The following is a 22,587-nucleotide window of genomic DNA, read 5'->3' on the forward strand; positions in this document are numbered from 1 at the left end:
CGGGCCCGCGCCGGTGAGGCCGCTCCCCCTGCGGACCGGGGTCCGCTGGAAGATCGCCGTCGCCATCGCGGCGGTCGGCGCCCTCATCGCGGTCACCCTGAGCATCGTCGTGCACAACGCCGCCCGCATCTCGATGCTCGACAACGCGCGCGAGGTGCAGATGGAGCGGCTGCTCTTCGCCCAGCGGATGTACGAGACCTCGAAGCCGAAGGAGCCCCGCTTCGGCACGAAGATCAACGATCCGGCGCTGCCGGAGCAGCTGGACCAGCTGATGCGGGACAAGCGGCGCGGGACGTACGTGCAGGAGCACCGGCACGGCGGGCCGCCGGACGTGTGGGCGGCCCTGCCGCTCGCCAACGGCGACGTGCTGTCGCTGCACATCCCCTTCGCCGACCGCAGCGCGACGATCATGAACGATCTGGACCGGGCCCTCGTGATCGGCTCGGTGTCGGTGGTCTTCGGCGGCTGCGCGCTCGGCGTGCTCATCGGCGGCGGGCTCTCGCGGCGGCTGCGGAAGGCCGCCGTCGCGGCCGGCCGGGTGGCCCAGGGCAACACGGACGTCCGGGTGCGGGAGGCGGTCGGCGGGGTCGTCCGGGACGAGACCGACGACCTGGCCTGGGCGGTCGACGCCCTGACCGACGCCCTGAACGAGCGGATCGAGGCCGAGCGCCGGGTCACCGCCGACATCGCGCACGAGCTGCGCACCCCCGTCACCGGGCTCCTCACGGCGGCCGAGCTGCTGCCGCCGGGACGCCCGACCGAGCTCGTGCGGGACCGGGCGCAGGCCATGCGGACGCTGGTCGAGGACGTCCTGGAGGTGGCCCGGCTCGACAGCGCGTCCGAGCGGGCCGAGCTCCAGGAGATCGCGCTCGGCGAGTTCGTGGAGCGGCGGGTGCGGGTGCTGGACCCGGAGGTCGTCGTCCGGGTCGTGCACGACTCCTGGGTGAACACCGACCCGCGCCGTCTGGAGCGGGTCCTGGGCAATCTCCTCGCCAACGCGGCCAAGCACGGCAAGCCGCCGGTCGAGGTCACCGTCGAGGGCCGGGTGGTCCGGGTCCGCGACCACGGCCCGGGCTTCCCCGAGTCGCTCCTCAAGGAGGGCCCGAGCCGTTTCCGTACGGGGACGAGCGACCGCGCGGGCCAGGGCCACGGCCTGGGCCTGACGATCGCCGCGGGCCAGGCCCGGGTCCTCGGCGCCCGGCTGACCTTCCGGAACGTGGCCTCGGAGGGCTCGCCGGACGGGGTGGGCGGGGCCATCGCGGTGCTGTGGCTGCCGGACCACGCGCCGACGAACACGGGCAGCTTCCCGATCCTGCGGCCGGTGGAGTGAGCGCACGAAGACGGGGCCGGCCCTTTCCGGGGCCGGCCCCGCTTCCGTCCGAGGACCGGGCGCGTACGAGGGATCAGGTCCGCACGAGGACCGGATCCGTACGAGGGATCAGGTCCGTACGAGGGATCAGACCGTCTCGGCGACCTTCTCGGTGTCGCCGGACTCCTCCTTGGGCTCCGCGGCCGGTCCGGCGCCGCGGAGCGCCACCTCCTTGACGAAGAAGGCGAGGACGAAACCGAGGACGGCGACGGCCGAGGCGACCAGGAAGGCGCCGTGCGTACCGGACGCGACCGCGTGCTGGTAGGCCTCGCGGAGCGCGGCCGGCAGCTTGGCGAGGCTCGCGGCGTCGAGCTGGGCGGTCCGCTCCGTGAGCCCGCCGCCGCCGCGGGAGGCCATCTCGTCCTGGACGCGGTTGGTGAAGAGCGCACCCATGATCGCGACGCCGAAGGAGGAGCCGAGCGTCCGGAAGAGGGTGGTGGAGGAGGAGGCGACGCCCATGTCCTTCATCTCCACGCTGTTCTGCGCGACCAGCATGGTGATCTGCATGAGGAAGCCCATGCCGGCGCCGAGGACGGCCATCCAGATCCCGGAGACGAGGCGCGAGGTGCCGGTGTCCATGGTGGAGAGCAGGAAGAGGCCGGCCACCATGAGCGCGCCGCCCAGGATCGGGAAGACCTTGTACTTGCCGGTGCTGGTGGTGAAGCGGCCGACGAGCAGCGAGACGACCATCATCGACAGCAGCATCGGCAGGAGCAGCAGGCCGGAGTTGGTGGCGGAGGCGCCCTGGACGGCCTGCTGGAAGATCGGCAGGTAGAGGACCGCGCCGAACATCACGAAGCCGGTGATGAAGCCGATCAGGGACATCAGGGTGAAGTTGCGGCTGCGGAAGATGTGCAGCGGCATGATCGGGTCGCTCGCCCGGGTCTCGACGAAGAGGAACGCGGCGAGGGCGGCGGCGCCGCCGACCGCGAGGCCGACGATGGTGGCCGAGCCCCAGGCGTACTCCGTGCCGCCCCAGGTGGTGACGAGGACGATCGCGGTGATGCCGGCGGTCAGCAGCGCGGCGCCGAGGAAGTCGATCCGGGTGCCCGTGGCGCGCTGCTTCCTCGGCAGGTGCAGGACGGTGGTGAGCATGGCGAGGGCGACGACGCCGAGCGGCAGGTTGATGTAGAAGGACCAGCGCCAGCCCCAGTGGTCGGTGATGGTGCCGCCGACGAGGGGGCCGCCGATCATGGCGAGGGCCATGATCCCGGCCATCATGCCCTGGTACTTGCCCCGCTCGCGGGGCGGGATCAGGTCGCCGATGATCGCCATGACGCCGACCATGAGGCCGCCGGCGCCGAGGCCCTGGACGGCGCGGAAGCCGATGAGCTGGCCCATGTCCTGGGCCATGCCGCTGAGCGCCGAGCCGATCAGGAAGATCACGATCGAGGTGAGGAAGACGCCCTTGCGGCCGAACATGTCGCCGAGCTTGCCCCAGAGGGGGGTGGAGGCGGCGGTGGCCAGGGTGTAGGCCGTGACGACCCAGGAGAGGTGCTCCAGGCCGCCGAGTTCACCGACGATCGTCGGCATCGCGGTGCCGATGATCATGTTGTCCAGCATCGCGAGCAGCATCGCGATCATGAGGGCGAGGAGGACGACCCGTACGCTGCGCGGCTGCGGGTCCGCAGCCTCCCCCTGTGCTGCCTGAACGTTCTGTTTCGTCGCCATGCCAATCCCTTACTTGCCGCCCGGCTAGTTACTACACTGAGGAAGGTAGGCCGGTAACTAGCCGGGCGTCAAGTAAGTTTTCTGGAAAGTGGGACCCGTCATGGCCCGAGGCAACACCCGCCAGCGCATCCAGGACGTGGCCCTCGAACTCTTCGCCGAGCAGGGCTACGAGAAGACGTCGCTGCGCGAGATCGCGGAACGCCTCGACGTCACCAAGGCCGCGCTCTACTACCACTTCAAGACCAAGGAAGACATCATCATCGGGATCTTCCAGGACCTGGCGCGCCCGATCGACGAGCTGGTCGCCTGGGCGGGCGAGCAGCCGCGCACCCTGGAGACCAAGCAGGAGATCCTGCGCCGCTACCAGAAGGCCCTGCGCGCCGCGGCCCCGCTGTTCCGCTTCATGCACGAGAACCAGGCGACCGTGCGCGACCTGAGCATCGGGCTCACCTTCAAGGAGCGCTTCATCGCGCTCAACCAGTTCATCCAGGAGCCCGACTCCCCGATGAAGGACAAGGTCCGCGCCGTGAGCGCGATCTTCGCGCTGCACGCCGGGACCTTCTTCATGGACAACGTCGAGGGCGACCCCGAGGAGAAGCAGGAAGCCGTCCTCGAGGTCGCCCTCGATCTGATCGAGCAGGCCCAGCAGGCCTGACGGGTGCGTCAGACGCCGACGCCGTGGGCCCGCAGGAAGGCCATCGGGTTGACGGCCGAGCCGTAGTTCGGGGTCGTACGGATCTCGAAGTGCAGGTGGGGGCCGGAGGAGTTGCCGGTGTTGCCCGAGAAGGCGATCCGCTGGCCGGCCGCGACCTTCTGGCCGATGTAGACCTTGATCTTCGACAGGTGGGCGTACTGCGAGTACGTGCCGTTGGCGTGCTTGATCACGATGGCGTTGCCGTACGCGGGGCCGTCGCCGCCGCCGTTCGGGCCGGCCTTCACGACGGTGCCCGTGGCGGCGGCCTTGACCGGGGTGCCGACCGGGACGGCGAAGTCCTGGCCGGAGTGCTTGTGGGCCCACATGGCGCCGCCCTGGTTGAAGCTGGCGCTGAGGGCGTACGAGGTGACCGGCTTGACCCAGGCCGGGGTCGCCTTCTTGACGGCCTTCACGGGCGTGGCCTTCACGGCGGCGGCCTTGGCGACGGCGGCCTTCACCTGGGCGGCGACGTGGGCCTGGGCGTCGGCCTGGGCGGCGACGGCGGCGGACGCGGTCAGCGCGGCCGGGGCGGCGGCCTTGCCCTCGGCGGCGAAGGCGGACCCTGCTCCGGCCACCAGCGTCGCTCCCAGACCCGCGGTGGCGAGAGCAACGGCGGTGATACGGGCGGCGGGGTTCATGACGCGCTTCGACATACGGGGGAAAACCTCCGGGACGTACGGGACCCGACGCGGACGGTTCGCCGCGCCGGGCTTGCTCATCCTTGGTAACCCGGACCCCCGGCCCGGCCAAAACACCCCATCTACGACATTGCGTCGTAGCGATCTTCCGAGAAGTTCAGGTCTTGACGACTCCGGAGGAGGACTGCGAAATCGGACATACCGGAACAAGGGAAACGGTTTAACCGCACGTCGCGGGGCCCGAAACCGCCCAGAACGCGCCTGACGCCCGGTTCGGACCCCTCCAGGACCAAAGTCCCTCCGGCTCGTCCCGGAACGTCCCGAATCTCTCCCAAAGGTCGCTACTATTCCGGCTCGTACCCCTCGAAACGCCTGTGCGCCTTGTCACCAGCGCGCCGCCCCCAGTGGGATCTGGGTCACGCGGCCGGGCCGCCCGAAAGCGACCTGGGTCACGCCACCGAGCCGCCCGAAACCCCTCCGCTCCCGCCCCCGCGTCGGTAGCTTCCAGGTCATGAGCAAGATCGAACTCGCCGACGCCATCCAGTCCGTACGGGACCAACTGATCACCGCCGCCGGCCGGGCCACCGGCCAGACCGTCGCCTTCGAGGTGGGCGACATCGAAATGGAGTTCACGATCGAACTCCGCCAGGAGGCGAAGGGCAGCGGCAAGGTGAAGGCCTGGGTCGTGGAGGCGGGCGCCGACGCCACCCGCACGAAGGGCGAGACCCACCGGGTCGCCGTCACCCTGAAGCCGAGGAACGCGGCGACGGGCGGCCCCTGGCTGGTGGGGAACGACGAGGAGCCCGACCTGTCGGGGTTCGGTGGGCTGCCCGGGACGGCGGAACGGTGACGGCGGTCCCCAGCACGGTCATGGTCCTGGGAAGGCGACAAGGCAGCGGGGTCCTCGTCGCCCCCGACCTCGTCCTGACCAGCGCCCACGTTCTCGACGGCGCGTACAGCGCCAAGGTGGTGCCCGCACTGCGGCCCGCCCACCAGTCACAGGTGGTCTGGTCGGACGAGCGCCTCGACGCCGCCCTGTTACGCAGTCCTGCGCGTCTCGGCCCGGCACCACGACTCAGTGCCGTCGCCACCGACCGCCCGGTCCCCGGCTGCGAGATCCTCGGCTTCCCACGGGTCCAGCGCCACGACGGCCAGAAGCCCGATCTGGACCAGTTCACCGGAACCGTGCTGCCCATGGCCGGGCTCCTGCGCCGTGTACTGACCGTCGAACTGGACCACCCGCCCGTGACGGCCGACGAGAGCGGCTCCTCTCCGCTCGCGGGTCTCTCCGGCGCCCCCGTCCTCGCCGACGGCTGCCTCATCGGCATCGTCCGTGCCGTCCCCCGCGGGCGCGGCCACCGCCGCCTGGAGTGCGTCCCCCTCTCGGCGATCCTCGCCGACGAGGAGGCGCGTGAGTGGCTCGCCCCCTACGCCCCCCTCATACCGGTCACGCGCACCCACCCCCACGACCAGCCCCACGAGGAGGACTACGCCGAGGCGATCGGCGCGGTCTACCGCCGCACCCGGATCTTCGGGCTGGACGAACTGGGCAAACGGGCCTCGGAATGGGATCTCGACACCGCATACGTCTCGCTGGAGGCCACCTCGCGGAACGGCGAGACCGCTGCCGTCCCGCAGCGGATCGACGACCTGCTCGCCTCCCGCCCCCGGGTCCTGCTCCGCGGCGACGCGGGCGCCGGGAAGACCACCCTCGTGTGGTGGCTCGCGGCGCACGCCGCCGCCGGGACCCTCGGGCCGAACCTCGCCGAACTGAACGGCCTGGTCCCCTTCGTTGTCCCCTTGCGCACCCTCCGCGCCCAGGGCACCGGCTACCCCTCCCCCGCCGACCTGCCCGGGGTCGCCGGCCTCATGGTCGACCCCGCCCCCGAGGGCTGGGCGGGCCGGATCCTGGCCTCCGGGCGGGGCCTCCTCCTGGTCGACGGCCTGGACGAGGTCCCCTCGGACGAGCGCGAGGCCGCCCACGCCTGGCTCTCCCGGCTTCTCACCCGCTACCCCCGCACCCGCTGTGTCGCGACCGTACGCCCTTTCGCCGTCGCCCCCGACTGGCTCGGATCCGAGCAGTTCGAGGAACTCACCCTCCTCCCGCTCCGGGACGCCGACATCCAGGCCTTCGTCACCGCCTGGCATGCGGCCGCTCGCCTCGACGGCGACGCCGAGGGGAACCTCGCCGACCTCGAACGGGACCTGGCCCAGCAGTTCCGGCACAACCCGACCCTGGCCGACCTGGCCCGGACCCCGCTTCTCTGCGCGGTCATCTGCGCCCTGCACCGGCTCCGGGAGGGCTTCCTGCCGGAGAGCCGGTGGGCGCTCTACTCCTCGGCGCTGCAGATGCTGCTCGGCGTCCGCGACGAACGGCGTCGCATCGACGCCCCGGACGGCATCCGCATGTCGGTGGAGGAGCACACCCAGCTCCTCCAACGGCTGGCGGCCTGGCTGGTCCGGGGCGGACAGACCGAGTTCGGCCGCGAGCAGGCTCTGCACCAGCTGACCCGCGCTCTGCCGGGCATGCCGCGGGTCGCCGACCAGGGCAGCCCGGAGGAGATCCTCACCCACCTCCTGAACCGCAGCGGCCTCCTCCAGGAGCGCACGGACGGCGTCTTCCATTTCGCCCACCGCACCTTCCAGGACTTCCTGGCCGCGAAGGAGCTGGTCGAGGACGATCAACTCAAGGAACTCCTCGGGCACACCCACGACCAACAGTGGCACGACGTCCTCCTGCTGGCAGCCGGCCACTGCACCCGGCGCGACCTCCCCGTCCTGGTGGAGGGCCTCCTGACGGCCGGTTCAGCCACTCGCAAACGGGACCTGAAGACCACGCTGTACGTCCTGGCGGCGCTGACGGCCCAGCACGCGGCCTGGCTGGACGGAAGCCTGCACAGCCGGGTGAGGAAGGCGGTGAAGTCGGTGATCCCACCGCGGAACCCGGAGCAGGTGAGCCGGCTGGCCCGCCTGGGCGGCTACGTACTGCCGATGCTGCCCGGTCCGGAAACAGTCGCGAAGGACGCCGAGCGCCAGATCGCCGACCTCATCGTCGCCGTCGGCGGCAGGGAGGCCCTCCCCTATGCTCGGACCTTCGCCATGGCGGGAAGGGCCCACCTCTTCGGCGCGAGCTGGGAAGCGTTTCCCGCCGAGGCGTTCGCACAGGACGTCGTCTCCCTCTTCCGGCCGGGCGATTCGCTCATGGCCCACACCCCCGAACACCTTCGCCTGCTGCGGAACCTCGACGGCCTGGACAGCATCAGCATCGTCGAGGACTTCGATCCGGACGAGATCGTCCACGGGCTGAACGGGCAGGCTCCGCGGTTCCTGGGCATCGGACTGAACGAGCAGCTGACCGACCTGTCTCTTCTGCGCTCACTGGACTGCTCACGGCTCCGCGTCCTCGTCGTCACTTCCTGCCCCCGGGTGGCGAGCGTCGAGTCAGTGGCGGAACTCGGATCGCTGCGTCTTCTTCACCTTCGCGAGGTGCACTCCGAGGAAGGAACGCTGGACCTCACCCCACTCCAGCAGTGCCCCGGTCTCGAGGTCCGCGTCCACGGCGTCCCCCGCAAGAGGATCCTGGGCGCCGCCGCCCTCGGCGACCGGCTCATCGTCGAATGACGAAGGGGCGGCCCCGGAACCGTTCTGGTTCCGGGGCCGCCCCTTCGCAGCGCTACGCGCTCAGCGCGGCGTCACGCGTCCTTCGAGAGGTTCGGGCCCGGGCCGCCCGCCGCCTCGATCGGCGGGGCGTCCGGCAGGGCCGTCTTCTCCTCGCCGCGGAAGGTGAACTTGCGCTCCTCGCCCTCGCCCTCCGTGTCCACGACCACGATGTGACCGGGACGCAGCTCGCCGAAGAGGATCTTCTCCGACAGCGTGTCCTCGATCTCGCGCTGGATCGTCCGGCGCAGCGGCCGGGCGCCCATCACCGGGTCGTAACCCTTCTTGGCGAGCAGCTCCTTCGCGGACTGGGAGAGCTCGATGCCCATGTCCCGGTCCTTCAGGCGCTCGTCGACGCGGCTGATCATCAGGTCGACGATCTGGAGGATGTCCTCCTGCGTCAGCTGCGGGAAGACGATGATGTCGTCCACGCGGTTGAGGAACTCCGGGCGGAAGTGCTGCTTCAGCTCGTCGCTGACCTTCGCCTTCATCCGCTCGTAGTTGGACTTCGTGTCGCCCTGGGCGGCGAAGCCCAGGTTGAAGCCCTTCGAGATGTCCCTGGTCCCGAGGTTGGTCGTCATGATGATGACCGTGTTCTTGAAGTCCACGACCCGGCCCTGGGAGTCAGTCAGGCGACCGTCCTCCAGGATCTGGAGAAGGGAATTGAAGATATCGGGGTGGGCCTTCTCGACCTCGTCGAAGAGGACGACGGAGAACGGCTTGCGGCGCACCTTCTCGGTGAGCTGGCCGCCCTCTTCGTAGCCGACGTATCCGGGCGGCGAACCGAAGAGGCGGGAAACCGTGTGCTTCTCGCTGAACTCCGACATGTCGAGGGAGATCATCGCGTCCTCGTCGCCGAAGAGGAATTCGGCGAGCGCCTTCGAGAGCTCGGTCTTACCGACGCCGGACGGGCCGGCGAAGATGAACGAGCCACCGGGGCGCTTCGGGTCCTTCAGACCCGCACGGGTACGGCGGATGGCCCGCGAGAGGCCGATGACGGCGTCCTTCTGGCCGATGACGCGCTTGTGGAGCTCGTCCTCCATGCGGAGCAGACGCGAGGACTCCTCCTCGGTCAGCTTGAAGACCGGGATGCCGGTGGCGGTCGCGAGGACCTCGGCGATCAGCTCGCCGTCGACCTCGGCGACGACGTCCATGTCGCCGGCCTTCCACTCCTTCTCGCGCTTGGTCTTCGCGGCGAGGAGCTGCTTCTCCTTGTCGCGCAGGGACGCGGCCTTCTCGAAGTCCTGCGAGTCGATCGCGGACTCCTTGTCGCGGCGGACGCCGGCGATCTTCTCGTCGAACTCGCGGAGGTCCGGCGGCGCGGTCATCCGGCGGATGCGCATCCGGGAGCCGGCCTCGTCGATCAGGTCGATCGCCTTGTCCGGGAGGAAGCGGTCCGAGATGTACCGGTCGGCCAGGGTCGCGGCCTGGACGAGGGCCTCGTCGGTGATGGAGACCCGGTGGTGGGCCTCGTACCGGTCGCGCAGACCCTTGAGGATCTCGATGGTGTGCGGCAGCGACGGCTCGGCGACCTGGATGGGCTGGAAGCGGCGCTCGAGGGCCGCGTCCTTCTCCAGGTACTTCCGGTACTCGTCGAGCGTGGTGGCGCCGATGGTCTGGAGCTCACCGCGGGCCAGCATCGGCTTGAGGATGCTGGCGGCGTCGATCGCGCCCTCGGCGGCACCCGCACCCACGAGGGTGTGGAGCTCGTCGATGAACAGGATGATGTCGCCGCGGGTGCGGATCTCCTTGAGGACCTTCTTCAGGCGCTCCTCGAAGTCACCGCGGTAGCGGGAGCCGGCGACCAGCGCGCCGAGGTCCAGGGTGTAGAGGTGCTTGTCCTTGAGGGTCTCGGGCACCTCGCCCTTGACGATGGCCTGCGCCAGGCCCTCGACGACGGCGGTCTTGCCGACGCCGGGCTCGCCGATGAGGACCGGGTTGTTCTTGGTGCGGCGGGACAGCACCTGCATGACCCGCTCGATCTCCTTCTCGCGCCCGATGACCGGGTCGAGCTTGGATTCGCGGGCCGCCTGGGTGAGGTTCCGGCCGAACTGGTCGAGGACCAGGGACGTCGAGGGGGTGCCCTCGGCAGGACCGCCGGCCGTGGCGGCTTCCTTGCCCTGGTAGCCGGAGAGCAGCTGGATGACCTGCTGCCGCACCCGGTTGAGGTCGGCGCCCAGCTTCACGAGGACCTGGGCGGCGACGCCCTCGCCCTCGCGGATCAGGCCGAGCAGGATGTGCTCGGTGCCGATGTAGTTGTGGCCGAGCTGGAGTGCCTCCCGGAGCGACAGCTCCAGGACCTTCTTGGCACGCGGGGTGAAGGGGATGTGGCCGGACGGGGCCTGCTGCCCCTGCCCGATGATCTCCTCAACCTGCTGGCGGACCGCCTCGAGCGAAATCCCGAGGCTCTCCAGGGCCTTAGCGGCGACACCCTCACCCTCGTGGATAAGGCCCAGAAGGATGTGCTCGGTGCCGATGTAGTTGTGGTTGAGCATCCGGGCTTCTTCCTGAGCCAGGACGACAACCCGCCGCGCGCGGTCGGTGAACCTCTCGAACATCGTTAATCGCTCCTCAGAGCGGTCAGTCAGTTAGGGGTCGATCCCCTCCCTGTCCTTCCGCAGCTTAGTCCCGCAAGCGGGGACCGCTCATTCCAACTGCCGACATCCGTCCGGATCACCCCCTCTTCAGCGGGGAGACCTGCTGCCGAACAGCCGACAAATGCTCCAACCCGATGGTGCGAGACGATGTTCCCGCAGGCCAAGTAGTTACCCGCGCCATCAGTACGCCGATGGCGAACGTGAGACGCCGAAGCCCGCGAGTCGCCCCTTCCCACTAGGAATGTCTTACCCGTGAGGACTGACACTCCATGCGGCGCACCCCGGTTCCCTCCGCTACCAGCGAACACCCTTGCGCGCCCGAATGCACTCTTACGCCCCATCCCGGACACCGTGTGCGATCCGGCGGGGACGCCGGGTCACCGCGGGCGTAACCAGGACGCCCTTCCGGGAGTTCCCCGGACATGGCCTTCACCGTCCCGCCGCCCCGCTCGCCGATCGACGGCGGTGTGGCGCGGTGGTACGAGGACCGTCTCGGCTGGGCGACGGAGGCGGGCCCGCCGGTGCGGCTGGTCACGGGACTGCGCTTCGACGTCCTGGAGGTGCCCGCCGAGGCCGGCCGGGGCGTGCTGCGCCGGATGGGCGCGGCGACGGGACCGGTGGCCCTGGTGGGGCGCCGGATGGGGCTGCTCGTGGCCGCGGGGAGCGCGGAGGAGCTGCCGGGGCTGCTCGACTGGCTGGAGTGGGGCGGGATCTCGCTGGATCTCGCGGTCCTCGGTGCCGACGGCCGGATGACCGCACCCCTTCCCCCGGGGTGGAGCGGATCCGGCGCGCCGGGCGCCGCGGTGTGGCTGCGGGCGCCCGCGCCGGGCCGCGAGGTCGAGCCCTCGCTGCCGGCGCTGCGGCCCGCGCCGTGGGGCGTTGCGGGCGCCCCCTGTCTGGTGCGTCTCGTGACCGCCGCCGCCGCGGAGTGCCACCGGGTGCGGCTGCTGAGTGCCCGTGGCCGCGGGACGGCTCAGCAGCTGCCGCCTCAGCGGTTCGCGTCCTCGTAGGCAGCCTTGATGTCGGCGGGGACGCGCCCGCGGTCGTTGACGTTCATGCCGTTCTCCTTGGCCCACGCGCGGATCTTCGCGGTGTCCTGGCTGCCCGTCGCCACGGCGCGGCCCTTGCCGCGTCCGCCGGTGGTGCGGCCACCGGTGCGACGGCCACTCGTGGTGTACGGCTCGAGCAGGCCACGGAGCTTTTCCGCGTTGGCGGTGGTGAGGTCGATCTCGTAGGTCTTGCCGTCCAGCGCGAACGTCACGGTCTCGTCCGCCTCGACGCCGTCGAGGTCGTCGACAAGAAGGACCTGAACCTTCTGTGCCACCGGATTTCCTTTCATCGAAAATGCAGTACGCGGAAAGGAAACCGCTTTTCCCGGAAAAACACAAACCCCTGGGAGAGGTTCAGAAGCCCGGCAGCGCGGGAAACGTGCGCGATTCGGACATAGGGATCCACGAGAGGATCCCGGGCTTCCGCGTCACAGGTGCAGAAGCATCCGACTGTTGCCCAAGGTGTTCGGCTTCACTCGTTCGAGACCGAGGAACTCGGCGACTCCCTCGTCATAGGAACGCAGGAGCTCGCTGTAGACATCTCCGCCGACCGGGGTCTCGCCGATCTCGACGAAGCCGTGCTTCGCGAAGAAGTCGACTTCGAAGGTCAGGCAGAATACCCGCCGCACCCCGAGCCATCGGGCGGTGTGCAACAACTTGTCCAGCACCTGATGTCCGACGCCGACGCCCTTGAAGTCGGGATCGACGGCGAGAGTGCGGACTTCGGCGAGGTCTTCCCACATGACGTGGAGCGCGCCGCAGCCCACGACGGTGGCGTCCTCGTCGCGTTCCGCCACCCAGAACTCCTGGATGGACTCGTAAAGGGTCACGGTCGCCTTGTCGAGCAGGATGCCGCGCTGCACGAAAGGATCGACGAGACGGCGGACCGCGGGGACGTCGCCGGTGCGGGCCCTGCGGACGGTGACGGCTTTGACGGAGGTCGACATGGGGGGACGTTATCGCTACGGGCGGGGTGCCCCTTCGCCGCCCTCGGGCTCCCTCGGGGCGGCGGGGACCGGGCTGTCGCGCTGGACGATCCGGATGGCGTCGTTCAGCGACTCCCGCTGTTCCGGCGACATCATCCCGAAGAAGGCGACGAGCGCGGCGGCGGGGTTGTCGCTCTGTGCCCAGGCCTCGTTCATCAGGGCCGCCGAGTAGGCGGCGCGGGTGGAGACCGCCGTATATCGATAGGCGCGGCCTTCGACTTCCCTGCGGACCCAGCCCTTCTGATGGAGATTGTCCATGACGGTCATGACGGTGGTGTAGGCGATGGACCGTTCCTGCTGGAGGTCCTCCAGAACTTCCCGGACGGTCACCGGACGGTTCCATTGCCAGACGCGCGTCATGACGGCGTCTTCGAGCTCTCCCAATGGACGGGGCACAGCGTCACCCTAGTGCGCAAAATGCCGATATGGGGCTATTGGCGACAAGAAACCAACAAAAAGGACGCACGACCTCGAAAGGTCGCACGTCCTCGGCGGCACGGACCCGCGGAGCGGTACGGGGCCGCGGAGCCGGCGCGGAGAGCGCGGGGCGGTGCGGGGATCGCGGGGCGCGGGGCCTCAGGAGGCGGCGGAGCCGTCCGCCTGGCGGGCCGCCTCGGCGCGGGCGAGGGCGGCGTCCACGACCGCGTCCTCCTTGGCCTTGTTCGGGCCGCCCTGGCTCTTGACGATCGTGACGACGAGGCCGATGAAGAACGCGGCCATCACGACGGGGGGCAGGAGCGCGGATACGTATTCCATGCCGTCCAGAGTAGCTATCCGGCGGCCCGTTCCTCCGGTGGGGGCGGGGGTACGGGGCGGCGGCGCGGCGGGAAGGCCTCGGAGGGCTTGGGCACCGGACGCTCGGCCGGCGCGGGCGGGGTCGGCTTGGGCTCGTCGCCCGTCGTGCGCCCGCCGGGCAGGGCGAGCAGCCGGGCCCGGGAGGCGGAGGGCGCGTTCGCGGCGGTGGCCTGGGAGACCCGGGCCAGGCGTGCGCGCACGGAGCGCTCGGCGAGGACCCGGCAGCGGGCGAGCAGCTCGGCGGCGGCCGGGTTGCGGCGCAGCGCGCGCAGGGCGGCGAGGTCGTCGGCGTCGGGGTCGTACCCGGCGGCCAGCGCGTCCCGGAGGAGGTCCAGGTAGCCGCCGAGGGACCCGGGCAGCGCCTCGCGGTAGCGGACCAGGTCGGCGAGGAGGAAGGCGCGCAGCCGGCCCGCCTCGCGTACCGCCTCGTCCACGGATTCGGTCAGGCGCAGGCAGTCCCGGACGTCCTCCTCCTGGAGGGGGGCGGGGTGGAGGGCGGTGGCAAGGGCGCGGCGGAGCACACGCAGTTCGTCCGCGCTGAACGCCATGCCGCCGCGGGATCCGTATGGCGTGGGCATGGGCCGACACTACGCGCTAATCGGACAATTTTCGCTTAGCGATCATCGCGGCGCGCCGAGCCCACCCCTACATGCGGGACACGTTCCGCTCGTAGACCAGCCGCAGGCCGATCAGGGTCAGCCAGGGCTCGTGCGCGTCGATCTCCTTCGAGTCGGCGAGGACCATCGGCGCCAGGCCGCCGGTCGCGATCACCGTGACGTCGGAGGGGTCGCCCTTCGGCCCGACCAGCTCCCGCTTCATCCGGGCCACGACGCCGTCGACCTGGCCCACGTACCCGAAGACGATGCCGGACTGCATGGCCTCGACCGTGTTCTTGCCGATCACGCTGCGCGGCCGGGCCAGCTCGATCTTGCGGAGCATGGCGCCCTTGACGCCCAGGGCCTCCACCGAGATCTCGATGCCCGGCGCGATCGCACCGCCCGCGTACTCCCCGCGCGTGCTGACCGCGTCGTACGTCGTCGCCGTGCCGAAGTCCACGACGATCGCCGGGCCGCCGTACAGCTCGACGGCCGCGACCGCGTTGACGATGCGGTCGGCGCCGACCTCCTTGGGGTTGTCCGTGAGGATCGGCACCCCCGTCTTCACGCCCGGCTCCACCAGGACCGCCGGCACGTCGCCGTAGTACCGGCGGGTCACCTCGCGCAGCTCGTGCAGCACCGAGGGGACCGTCGCGCAGATGGCGATCCCCTCGATGCCGTCGCTCAGCTCGACGCCCAGCAGCGGGTGCATGCCCATGAGGCCCTGGAGCAGGACCGCCATCTCGTCGGCGGTCCTGCGCGGGTCCGTGGAGATCCGCCAGTGCTCGACGATCTCCTCGCCGTCGAAGAGACCGAGCACCGTGTGCGTGTTGCCGACGTCGATGGTGAGCAGCATCAGGCCCGCACCTCGCGCAGGTCGAGGCCGATGTCGAGGATCGGGGAGGAGTGGGTGAGGCCGCCGACGGCCAGGTAGTCGACGCCGGTCGCCGCGTACGCCGCCGCGTTCTCCAGGGTCAGCCGGCCCGAGGACTCCAGGACGGCGCGGCCCGCGACCAGGGCGACGGCCTCCTCGGTCTCCAGCGGGGTGAAGTTGTCCAGCAGGATCAGGTCGGCGCCCGCGTCCAGGACCTCGCGGACCTGGTGCATCGTGTCGACCTCGACCTCGATCGGCAGCTCCGGGAACAGCTCGCGGACGGCCTTGAAGGCCTCGGCGACGCCGCCGGCCGCCACCACGTGGTTGTCCTTCACCAGGGCGGCGTCGGAGAGCGACATGCGGTGGTTGACGCCGCCGCCGCAGCGCACCGCGTACTTCTCCAGGGCGCGCAGGCCAGGCGTCGTCTTGCGGGTGTCGCGGACCTTCGCCTTCGTGCCCTCCAGGACGTCCGCCCACGCGCGCGTGGCGGTGGCGATGCCGGAGAGGCGGCACAGGATGTTGAGCGCGCTGCGCTCGCCGGTGAGCAGGTCGCGGGTGCGGGCGGTGACGCTGAGGAGCTTCTCCCCGGCCTCGACGCGCGCGCCGTCCTCGACGTGCCGCTCGACCTCGAACTCGTCGGTGCAGACGATCGACAGGACGGCCTCGGCGACCCGGAGGCCGGCCACGACACCGGCCTCGCGGGCGGTGAAGTCGGCGGTGGCGACGGCGTCCTCGGGGACGGTCGCCACGGTCGTCACGTCGACCCCGCCGTCGAGGTCCTCGGCGATCGCGAGGTGGGCGACGTCCTCGACCTGGACGGGGTCGAGACCGGCGTCGGCGAGCAGCTGCGCGAGGGCGGGGTCGAGCCCGCACTCGAACTCCTCGCCGTCGCCGCAGGCGCAGCCCTCGCCGCAGCCGCCGGTCTCGTCGGAGACCGTGTTGATCTGGATGAGGGGGACGTCCACGGGCTCGGGACGGGCTTCCTCGGGCGTGCTCACTTACGGCTCCCTGGGGGCGTCGGCGGTGGGGGGAAGGTCGGAGGTCCCGGTGGTGCGGACGTCGAGGGACCGCTCCGGGGTGAGGTGGACGACGAGGTGCCTGCGCCACCGGGCGTCGTCCCGGTCGGGGTGGTCCTCGCGCCAGTGGCAGCCGCGGGTCTCCTCGCGGCGGGACGCCGCCGCGACCAGGAGGCGGGCGACGGCGAGCAGGTTGGTGGTCTCCCAGGACTCGACGCCCGGCTCGGCGGACTTGCGGTCGTCGCCCTCGCCGGGGACGGGCGGGATGTGGAGGGCGTCCAGCTCCTCCGAGGCCGTGCGCAGGCTCGCGGCGGACCGGAGCACTCCGGCGCCCAGGGTCATGGTGCGCTGGACACGGCGCCGGGCTCCGGGGTCGAGCAGCGGCAGGACCACCGGGGCCGGGTGCTCCACCGGGACGGCCGGACCGCGGCCGGCGGCGCTCGCCACGACGTCCTCGGCGATCCGCTCGGCGAAGACCAGGCCCTCCAGGAGCGAGTTCGAGGCGAGCCGGTTGGCGCCGTGGACGCCCGTGCAGGCGACCTCCCCGCACGCGTAGAGCCCGGGCACGGTCGTCCGGCCCGACAGGTCCGTGCGGACGCCGCCGGAGGCGTAGTGGGCGGCGGGGGCGACCGGGATCGGCTCCGTCACCGGGTCGATGCCGTGGGCGCGGCAGGCCGCCAGGATCGTCGGGAAGCGCTCCGCCCACATCTCGGCGCCGAAGTGGCGGCCGTCGAGGTACATGTGCTCGGCGCCCCGCTCCTGCATCCGGCGGATGATCGCCTTGGCGACGATGTCCCGGGGCGCCAGCTCGGCCAGCTCGTGCTGCCCGAGCATGAAGCGGACCCCGTCGGCGTCGACCAGGTGGGCGCCCTCGCCCCGCACCGCCTCGGAGACCAGCGGCTGCTGGCCCTCGGAGCCGGCCCCGAGGAAGAGCACCGTGGGGTGGAACTGGACGAACTCCAGGTCGGAGACCTCGGCCCCGGCCCGCAGCGCGAGCGCGACGCCGTCACCGGTGGAGACGCCCGGGTTGGTGGTGGCGGAGAAGACCTGGCCCATGCCGCCGGTGGCGAGGACCACCGCGGGCGCGTGGACGGCGCCGACGCCGTCGTGCTGCCCCTCCCCCATGACGTGCAGGGTCACGCCCGCCGTGCGGCCCTCGGCGTCCGTCAGGAGGTCCAGGACGAGGGCGTGCTCGATGGTGCGCACGCCCCGGTCCCGTATCGCCTCGACCAGGGCGCGGGAGATCTCGGCGCCGGTCGCGTCCCCGCCCGCGTGGGCGATCCGGCGACGGTGGTGGCCGCCCTCCCGGGTCAGCGCGATCTCGCCGTCGGAGGTCCTGTCGAAGTCGGCGCCGGTCGCGATCAGCCGGCGGACCGCGTCGGGGCCGTCCGTGACCAGGGCCCGCACGGCCCGCTCGTCGCAGAGCCCGGCACCGGCGACGAGGGTGTCGTCGAGGTGCTGCTCGGGGGTGTCGCCCTCGCCGAGCGCGGCCGCGATGCCGCCCTGCGCCCAGCGGGTGGAGCCGTCGTCGAGGCGGGCCTTGGTGACCACCACCGTACGCAGTCCGGCGGCGGTGCAGCGCAGGGCGGCGGTGAGCCCGGCGACCCCGGAGCCGACCACGACGACGTCGGCGTCGATGGCCCAGCCCGGTGCGGGGGCGTGCAGCCGTATTCCGGTCACTTGGCGGCTCCGAAGGTCAGGGGGACGTTGTCGATGAGCCGCGTGCTCCCCACGCGCGCGGCGACGGCGAGGACCGCCTCCCCGTCGTGGCCGTCGGCGACCTCGGTGAAGTCGGCCGGGTCCACGAGGGCCAGGTAGTCGAGGACGAGCGGCGGCTCGGCCTTGGCGGCCCCGTCCAGGACGGCGCGGGCCGCGGCCCGCACGGCCTCGGCGCAGCCGCCCTCGGCGGCCTGCGCGACCGCGTGGGCGTCGGCGGCTGCCCGGGCCTCGCCGAGCCGCGACAGCGCCTCGGCCCGGTTCTCGGCCCGGCCCTGGGCGCCGGGCAGCGAGGCGGCACGCGCGCGCAGCGCCTCCTGGGCGGCGAGCCGCTCGCGGGCGGCGAACAGCGCGCGCGACAGCGACAGCGCCGTCCGGCGCTCCCCGGCCGAGAGGTAGCGGTTGCGGCTGGAGAGGGCCAGGCCGTCGGTCTCGCGGACGGTCTCCACGCCGACGATCTCGACGGGGAAGTTCAGGTCGCGGACCATGCGGCGGATCAGGGCCAGCTGCTGGGCGTCCTTCTGGCCGAAGAAGGCCAGGTCGGGCGCGGTGAGGTGGAGCAGCTTGGCGACGACCGTCAGCATGCCGTCGAAGTGGCCCGGGCGGGAGGCGCCTTCGAGGCGCTCGCCCATCGGCCCGGCGGCGATCCGGACCTGGGGCTCGCCGCCCGGGTAGACCTCGTCCACGGAGGGCGCGAAGACGGCGCTCGCGCCCGCCTCGAAGGCCAGCGCGAGGTCGGCGTCGAGGGTGCGGGGGTAGCGGTCGAGGTCCTCGCCGGCGCCGAACTGGAGCGGGTTGACGAAGACGGTGACGACGACGAAGCCCTGGGCGCCGACGCGCTCGCGTGCGGCCCGGATCAGGGTGGCGTGGCCCTCGTGGAGGGCGCCCATGGTCATGACCACGGCGGTGCGGCCGGGCGCGCCCCCGCGGGCGACGGCGTCGCGGAGGTCCTCGACCGTGGGCAGCAGCTCGGCGGGCTGACGGCGGACGGGCCGGCCGGCGCGGGGGGCCCCGGCGGTCGTGGCGCGCTCCGCGTGCTGCGCGCTCTCGCGGGCGGACGGGGTCATCGGTCGTCTCCTTGCGGCCCGTCGGCGGGGTCTGCGGGGTGGGCGGCTCCGCCCGACGGCTCGGCCAGCACGCCCAGCAGGTCCTCGGCCAGTTCGGGCTTGAGCAGGCCGTGCGCGAGCGCCCGGTCGGCGGTCGTGCGGGCCATCGCCAGGTAGCCGGAGACGGTGCCGGGCGCGTGCTTGCGCAGCTCGGACACGTGGGCGGCGACCGTACCGGCGTCACCGCGCGCGACGGGCCCCGTGAGGGCCGCGTCCCCGGACCGCAGGGCGTTGTCCAGGGCGGCGCCCAGGAGCGGGCCCAGCATGCGGTCGGGGGCGGCGACCCCGGCCTTGTGGAGCAGCTCCATCGACTGGGCCACCAGCGTGACCAGGTGGTTCGCGCCGAGGGCCAGGGCCGCGTGGTAGAGCGGCCGGGCCTCCTCCGCGATCCACTCGGGCTCGCCGCCCATCTCGATCACCAGCGCCTCGGCGGCGAGCCGCAGCTCCTCCGGCGCGGTCACCCCGAAGGAGCAGCCGGCGAGCCGCTGGACGTCGACGGCGGTGCCGGTGAAGGTCATGGCGGGGTGCAGGGCCAGCGGCAGGGCACCGGCCCGGCGGGCGGGGTCCAGGACCCGCGCCCCGTACCGCCCGGAGGTGTGCACGAGCAGCTGTCCCGGCCGTACGGCCCCGGTGTCGGCGAGGCCCTCGACCAGTCCGGGCAGCGCGTCGTCCGGCACGGTCAGCAGGACCAGGTCGGCGAGGGCGAGGACGCGGGCGGGTTCGACCACCGGGACGTCGGGCAGGAGTGCGGCGGCGCGCCGCCGGGAGGCGTCGGAGACCGCCGAGACGGCGACGGGGCGGTGCCCGGCGAGCCGGAGCGAGGCGGCGAGGGCGGGGCCCACACGGCCGGCGCCGACGACTCCGACGGTGAGCCGGGCGGGTCGGTCCTCGGCTCGGGGCTCTGGCGCTGCTGGTGCGTTCACGGTGGGGACGGCCTTCCGTTCCAGTCCTCGGCGGGTACCGGACGATTTCTGGTCATGCTACGCCAGCGGTTCGCGGCGCTCCGTGTGCTGTCCACAGGGTGTGGGTGGTGGTGTGATGATCGGCCCATGAATCCCGTGACTCCTGTGGACGAGGAAGCCGCCCGGCTCCACCGGGCGAAGGTCTGGGGCGGCGCCGACCGCCGCCTGTGGGACACCTCGGTGGACGGCACGGTCGGCGGGCGGCTGCGCGAACTGGCCGCCTGGGCCCGGGACGCGGGCCACGAGGACGCCCCGCTCGACACGTACGGGAACGGGCTCGTGGAGGAGCTGGAGCGGCGCGTCGCCGAGGAGCTCGGCCTCCCCGCCGCCGTGTTCTTCCCGACCGGCACCATGGCCCAGCAGGTGGCGCTGCGCTGCTGGGCCGGGCGCACCGGCAGCCCCGTCGTCGCCCTCCACCCGCTCGCCCACCCCGAGCTCCACGAGGGCGGGGCGCTCGGCGCCGTCTCCGGGCTCCGCACCGTCCACCCGACCGACGCGCCCCGGCTGCCGACCGCCGAGGAGGTGCGGGACCACCCGGAGCCCTTCGGGACGCTGATGCTGGAGCTGCCGCTGCGGGACGCCGGCTTCGTGCTGCCGTCCTGGGAGGAGCTGACCGAGGTGGTGGAGGCGGCCCGGGAGCGGGACGCGGTGGTCCACTTCGACGGGGCGCGGCTCTGGGAGTGCACGACGCGGTTCGGCCGGGGGCTCCCGGAGATCGCGGGGCTCGCCGACAGCGTGTACGTCTCGTTCTACAAGTCCCTCGGCGGCATGTCCGGGGCCGCGCTCGCCGGCCCCGAGGACGTCATGGAGGAGGCCAGGGTCTGGCGGCACCGGTACGGGGGCCTGGTCTTCCAGAACTACCCGGCCGCGCTCTCCGCGCTCCGGGGCCTGGACGTCGAGCTGCCCCGGCTGCCCTCGTACGCGGCGCACGCGCGCGTGGTGGCCGACGCGGTCCGGGAGGCGCTCGCGGAGGCGGGCCCCGGCTGGTCCCGGGTCCACCCGGAGGTCCCGCACACCCACCAGTTCCAGGTCTGGCTGCCGTACGACCCGGACGCCCTGACGGCGGCGGCCCTCGCCCAGACCGAGGAGACCGGCACCGCGTTCTTCCGCCGCTGGTTCGCCCCGGTCGCGGGCGGCCCGCCGGGCGTCGCGGTCACGGAGCTGACCGTGACGGGCCCCGGCCTGGAGTGGACGGCGAAGGACGTGAAGGAGGCGGTACGGGACTTCCTGGCGCGCGTCGAGGGGTGAGGGCCCTGGAGGGCGGGGTTTCGCAGGCCGGGGGTCGGGGCGCCGTCCTCAGGAGGACGGTCGGTGCCGCAGGGCCGCGCGGAGGCGCAGGCGCAGCCCGCGTGCGGCCCCGCGGATCCGCGGGCGCAGCCCGCCGCCGGCCCTCCGGCCCGCCACCACCCGCTCGAAGCGGCGGCGGTCGCGGACGGCCCGCAGGACGGCCATGTCGTGGGTACCGGGCGCCGGCGGCACCGGCTCGCCGAGCCGGGTCGCCCGGTGGGCGTCGAAGAGGTACTGGTGCAGCGCGTTCATGCCCTCACCGTGCGACCTGCCGCCACGCCCCGGCCCCCGGATTGACGGCCCCCGTCAATCCGGGGCCCGCCGATTGACGGCCCCCGTCAAACGGGGCGACAGCACCCCCGTCCCACCCCGCACCATGGGCGGGTGAGCGTGACCATCGACATCACCGGACTGCCGCACGAGCGGATCACCTTCTGCCCCTCGCCGCTGGCCGAGCTGGGCTCCGCCCTGCACGCCCTCGCCGTGCCCGCGCACCACCCCCGGCTGCACGCCTGGACCACCACGACGACGGCGGCCCTGAAGCCGGAGCTCGCGGACCGGCTGGTCGACGCCGACTTCATGTGGAACAACACCCGCTCGGACATCCTGCTCCCGTCGCGGCCCCGGGAGACCCTCGCGGAGGAGCTGGACGACCTCGACCGCATGGACGACGAGAAGTTCGTGGGCTCCGCCCTGGAGATCTCCTGCAACAGCCATTACACGGACGGCGCCCCCTCACCGCTCGTCGACGAACGGATGCGCCGCCGCGCCCTCGACCTGGCCGCCGCGCGCGGCCCGCGCCAGGCCGCGTTCGTGGAACGGATGCTCGCCGACCCGCCGGGCACGCGCGCGTGGATCCGGCGGCTCCTGGAGGACTGCGACGAGGCCTTCTTCGCGGACACCTGGCGCCGCGTCCGGCTCCAGCTCGCCGCCGACGCCCGCCACAAGACGGAGCTGATGCGCCGCAGGGGGCTGGCCGAGGCCGTCGCCGACGCCTCCCCCGCGATGAGCCTGGAAGAGGACGCGCACGGCTCCCGGATCGTCGTGGACAAGCTGGTCCACGGCCGGACCAGCGCCGAGGGCACCGCGCTGACGTTCCTTCCGACGGCCTTCGGCCGGCCGCACCTCTTCGCCCTCCACACCCCCGGCTGGCAGCCCGTCGTCCAGTACCCGATCCCCGCCCACGACCTCGGCGGCGCGCCCTCCGTCGAGGCGGTCAAGCTGCGCCTGGAGGCCGTCGCCCACCCCATGCGGATGCGGCTCTGCCGCAGCCTGGCGCGGGGCTCCAGCACGACGAGCGAACTGGCCGACGCGCACGGCATCACCGCCCCCGAGGTCTCCCGCCACCTCGCGGTCCTGAAGAAGGCCGGGCTGATCATCACCCAGCGCCGCGGCCGGTACGTGCACCACCAGCTCGACGTGTCCGTCGTCGCCCGCCTCGGCAGCGACTTCCTGGAGTCGGTGCTCCGGTAGGACCCGGCTCCGGGGGGCGCCCCGGACGGCACCGGGCCGCCCGACCGGAGCCGGGACCGGGACCGGAGCCGGGACCGGAGCCGGAGGCGGAGCCGGGGCGC

At 72.4% G+C, this 22,587-nt stretch carries 21 protein-coding genes; 7 read left to right on the forward strand and 14 right to left on the reverse strand.

What is annotated here, in order from left to right:
• The first annotated feature begins 13 nt into the window (after nt 1-13).
• Nucleotides 14-1,330 carry a two-component system sensor histidine kinase CseC gene (gene cseC, locus ACZ66Z_RS12675; RefSeq protein ID WP_469933967.1) on the forward strand — a complete coding sequence of 439 codons (1,317 nt, stop codon included), beginning with the start codon at nt 14-16 and terminating at the stop codon, nt 1,328-1,330.
• A 126-nt stretch (nt 1,331-1,456) separates the two neighbouring features.
• Here the strand turns inward: cseC and ACZ66Z_RS12680 are convergent, their stop codons facing one another.
• Nucleotides 1,457-3,040 (reverse strand): MDR family MFS transporter, encoded by a 1,584-nt coding sequence (locus ACZ66Z_RS12680; RefSeq protein ID WP_469933968.1) that lies wholly within the window; start codon nt 3,038-3,040, stop codon nt 1,457-1,459.
• A gap of 100 nt (nt 3,041-3,140) precedes the next feature.
• Between ACZ66Z_RS12680 and ACZ66Z_RS12685 the strand changes: the two genes are divergently transcribed.
• Nucleotides 3,141-3,695 carry a TetR/AcrR family transcriptional regulator gene (locus tag ACZ66Z_RS12685; RefSeq protein ID WP_469933969.1) on the forward strand — a complete coding sequence of 185 codons (555 nt, stop codon included), beginning with the start codon at nt 3,141-3,143 and terminating at the stop codon, nt 3,693-3,695.
• Between the two features lie 8 nt (nt 3,696-3,703).
• Here the strand turns inward: ACZ66Z_RS12685 and ACZ66Z_RS12690 are convergent, their stop codons facing one another.
• On the reverse strand, nt 3,704-4,387 hold the full coding sequence (locus tag ACZ66Z_RS12690) for a M23 family metallopeptidase (protein ID WP_469933970.1): 684 nt from the start codon (nt 4,385-4,387) through the stop codon (nt 3,704-3,706).
• A gap of 496 nt (nt 4,388-4,883) precedes the next feature.
• Here ACZ66Z_RS12690 and ACZ66Z_RS12695 point away from each other — a divergent pair, with 496 nt between their 5' ends.
• Nucleotides 4,884-5,222 carry a trypco2 family protein gene (locus ACZ66Z_RS12695; RefSeq protein WP_469933971.1) on the forward strand — a complete coding sequence of 113 codons (339 nt, stop codon included), beginning with the start codon at nt 4,884-4,886 and terminating at the stop codon, nt 5,220-5,222.
• Nucleotides 5,219-7,993: an NACHT domain-containing protein gene (locus ACZ66Z_RS12700; protein ID WP_469933972.1), complete on the forward strand. Its 2,775-nt coding sequence runs from the start codon at nt 5,219-5,221 to the stop codon at nt 7,991-7,993. The genes ACZ66Z_RS12695 and ACZ66Z_RS12700 overlap by 4 nt, the downstream gene beginning before the upstream one ends.
• A gap of 71 nt (nt 7,994-8,064) precedes the next feature.
• On the opposite strand, the gene ACZ66Z_RS12705 is transcribed toward ACZ66Z_RS12700, so the two are convergent.
• Complete coding sequence (locus ACZ66Z_RS12705; protein ID WP_469933973.1) at nt 8,065-10,587, reverse strand: ATP-dependent Clp protease ATP-binding subunit; 2,523 nt, start codon at nt 10,585-10,587, stop codon at nt 8,065-8,067.
• A 461-nt stretch (nt 10,588-11,048) separates the two neighbouring features.
• On the opposite strand from ACZ66Z_RS12705, the gene ACZ66Z_RS12710 reads away from it, so the two are divergent.
• Nucleotides 11,049-11,636: an SCO3374 family protein gene (locus tag ACZ66Z_RS12710; RefSeq protein WP_469933974.1), complete on the forward strand. Its 588-nt coding sequence runs from the start codon at nt 11,049-11,051 to the stop codon at nt 11,634-11,636.
• Here the strand turns inward: ACZ66Z_RS12710 and ACZ66Z_RS12715 are convergent.
• The 10 genes from ACZ66Z_RS12715 to ACZ66Z_RS12760 all read right to left on the reverse strand — a co-directional run bounded on the left by ACZ66Z_RS12715 (nt 11,615) and on the right by ACZ66Z_RS12760 (nt 19,687).
• On the reverse strand, nt 11,615-11,950 hold the full coding sequence (locus ACZ66Z_RS12715; protein ID WP_030324199.1) for a histone-like nucleoid-structuring protein Lsr2: 336 nt from the start codon (nt 11,948-11,950) through the stop codon (nt 11,615-11,617). The genes ACZ66Z_RS12710 and ACZ66Z_RS12715 overlap by 22 nt on opposite strands.
• A 153-nt stretch (nt 11,951-12,103) precedes the next feature.
• Nucleotides 12,104-12,622 carry an amino-acid N-acetyltransferase gene (locus ACZ66Z_RS12720; RefSeq protein ID WP_469933975.1) on the reverse strand — a complete coding sequence of 173 codons (519 nt, stop codon included), beginning with the start codon at nt 12,620-12,622 and terminating at the stop codon, nt 12,104-12,106.
• Nucleotides 12,623-12,637: 15 nt separating this feature from the next.
• A complete protein-coding gene (locus ACZ66Z_RS12725) occupies nt 12,638-13,057 on the reverse strand; it encodes a BlaI/MecI/CopY family transcriptional regulator (RefSeq protein WP_469933976.1) in 420 nt (139 codons plus the stop codon).
• A 180-nt stretch (nt 13,058-13,237) separates the two neighbouring features.
• The gene (locus ACZ66Z_RS12730) at nt 13,238-13,417 is read right to left on the reverse strand and encodes a hypothetical protein (protein WP_469933977.1); all 180 of its coding nucleotides are present in this window, start codon (nt 13,415-13,417) and stop codon (nt 13,238-13,240) included.
• 14 nt (nt 13,418-13,431) lie between these two features.
• Nucleotides 13,432-14,004, reverse strand: coding sequence for a hypothetical protein (locus ACZ66Z_RS12735; RefSeq protein WP_469934260.1), 573 nt, complete (start codon nt 14,002-14,004; stop codon nt 13,432-13,434).
• Nucleotides 14,005-14,101: 97 nt separating this feature from the next.
• Nucleotides 14,102-14,908: a type III pantothenate kinase gene (locus ACZ66Z_RS12740; RefSeq protein WP_190155747.1), complete on the reverse strand. Its 807-nt coding sequence runs from the start codon at nt 14,906-14,908 to the stop codon at nt 14,102-14,104.
• Entirely contained in the window at nt 14,908-15,924 is a 1,017-nt protein-coding gene (gene nadC / locus ACZ66Z_RS12745; RefSeq protein WP_469933978.1) for a carboxylating nicotinate-nucleotide diphosphorylase, read from the reverse strand. The genes ACZ66Z_RS12740 and nadC overlap by 1 nt, the downstream gene beginning before the upstream one ends.
• Nucleotides 15,925-17,622 carry an L-aspartate oxidase gene (locus ACZ66Z_RS12750; protein WP_469933979.1) on the reverse strand — a complete coding sequence of 566 codons (1,698 nt, stop codon included), beginning with the start codon at nt 17,620-17,622 and terminating at the stop codon, nt 15,925-15,927.
• Nucleotides 17,619-18,725, reverse strand: coding sequence for a pantoate--beta-alanine ligase (gene panC / locus ACZ66Z_RS12755; RefSeq protein ID WP_469933980.1), 1,107 nt, complete (start codon nt 18,723-18,725; stop codon nt 17,619-17,621). Before panC ends, ACZ66Z_RS12750 begins: the two co-directional genes overlap by 4 nt.
• Entirely contained in the window at nt 18,722-19,687 is a 966-nt protein-coding gene (locus ACZ66Z_RS12760) for a Rossmann-like and DUF2520 domain-containing protein (RefSeq protein ID WP_469933981.1), read from the reverse strand. Before ACZ66Z_RS12760 ends, panC begins: the two co-directional genes overlap by 4 nt.
• A gap of 126 nt (nt 19,688-19,813) precedes the next feature.
• Here ACZ66Z_RS12760 and ACZ66Z_RS12765 point away from each other — a divergent pair, with 126 nt between their 5' ends.
• Nucleotides 19,814-20,974 carry a threonine aldolase family protein gene (locus ACZ66Z_RS12765; protein WP_469933982.1) on the forward strand — a complete coding sequence of 387 codons (1,161 nt, stop codon included), beginning with the start codon at nt 19,814-19,816 and terminating at the stop codon, nt 20,972-20,974.
• Nucleotides 20,975-21,022: 48 nt separating this feature from the next.
• Here ACZ66Z_RS12765 and ACZ66Z_RS12770 read toward each other — a convergent pair whose 3' ends face one another.
• On the reverse strand, nt 21,023-21,265 hold the full coding sequence (locus tag ACZ66Z_RS12770; protein WP_469933983.1) for a hypothetical protein: 243 nt from the start codon (nt 21,263-21,265) through the stop codon (nt 21,023-21,025).
• Nucleotides 21,266-21,397: 132 nt separating this feature from the next.
• On the opposite strand from ACZ66Z_RS12770, the gene ACZ66Z_RS12775 reads away from it, so the two are divergent.
• On the forward strand, nt 21,398-22,486 hold the full coding sequence (locus ACZ66Z_RS12775; RefSeq protein ID WP_469933984.1) for a DUF5937 family protein: 1,089 nt from the start codon (nt 21,398-21,400) through the stop codon (nt 22,484-22,486).
• The last annotated feature ends 101 nt before the right edge of the window (nt 22,487-22,587 follow it).

Source organism: Streptomyces sp. NPDC107498 (assembly GCF_055582805.1).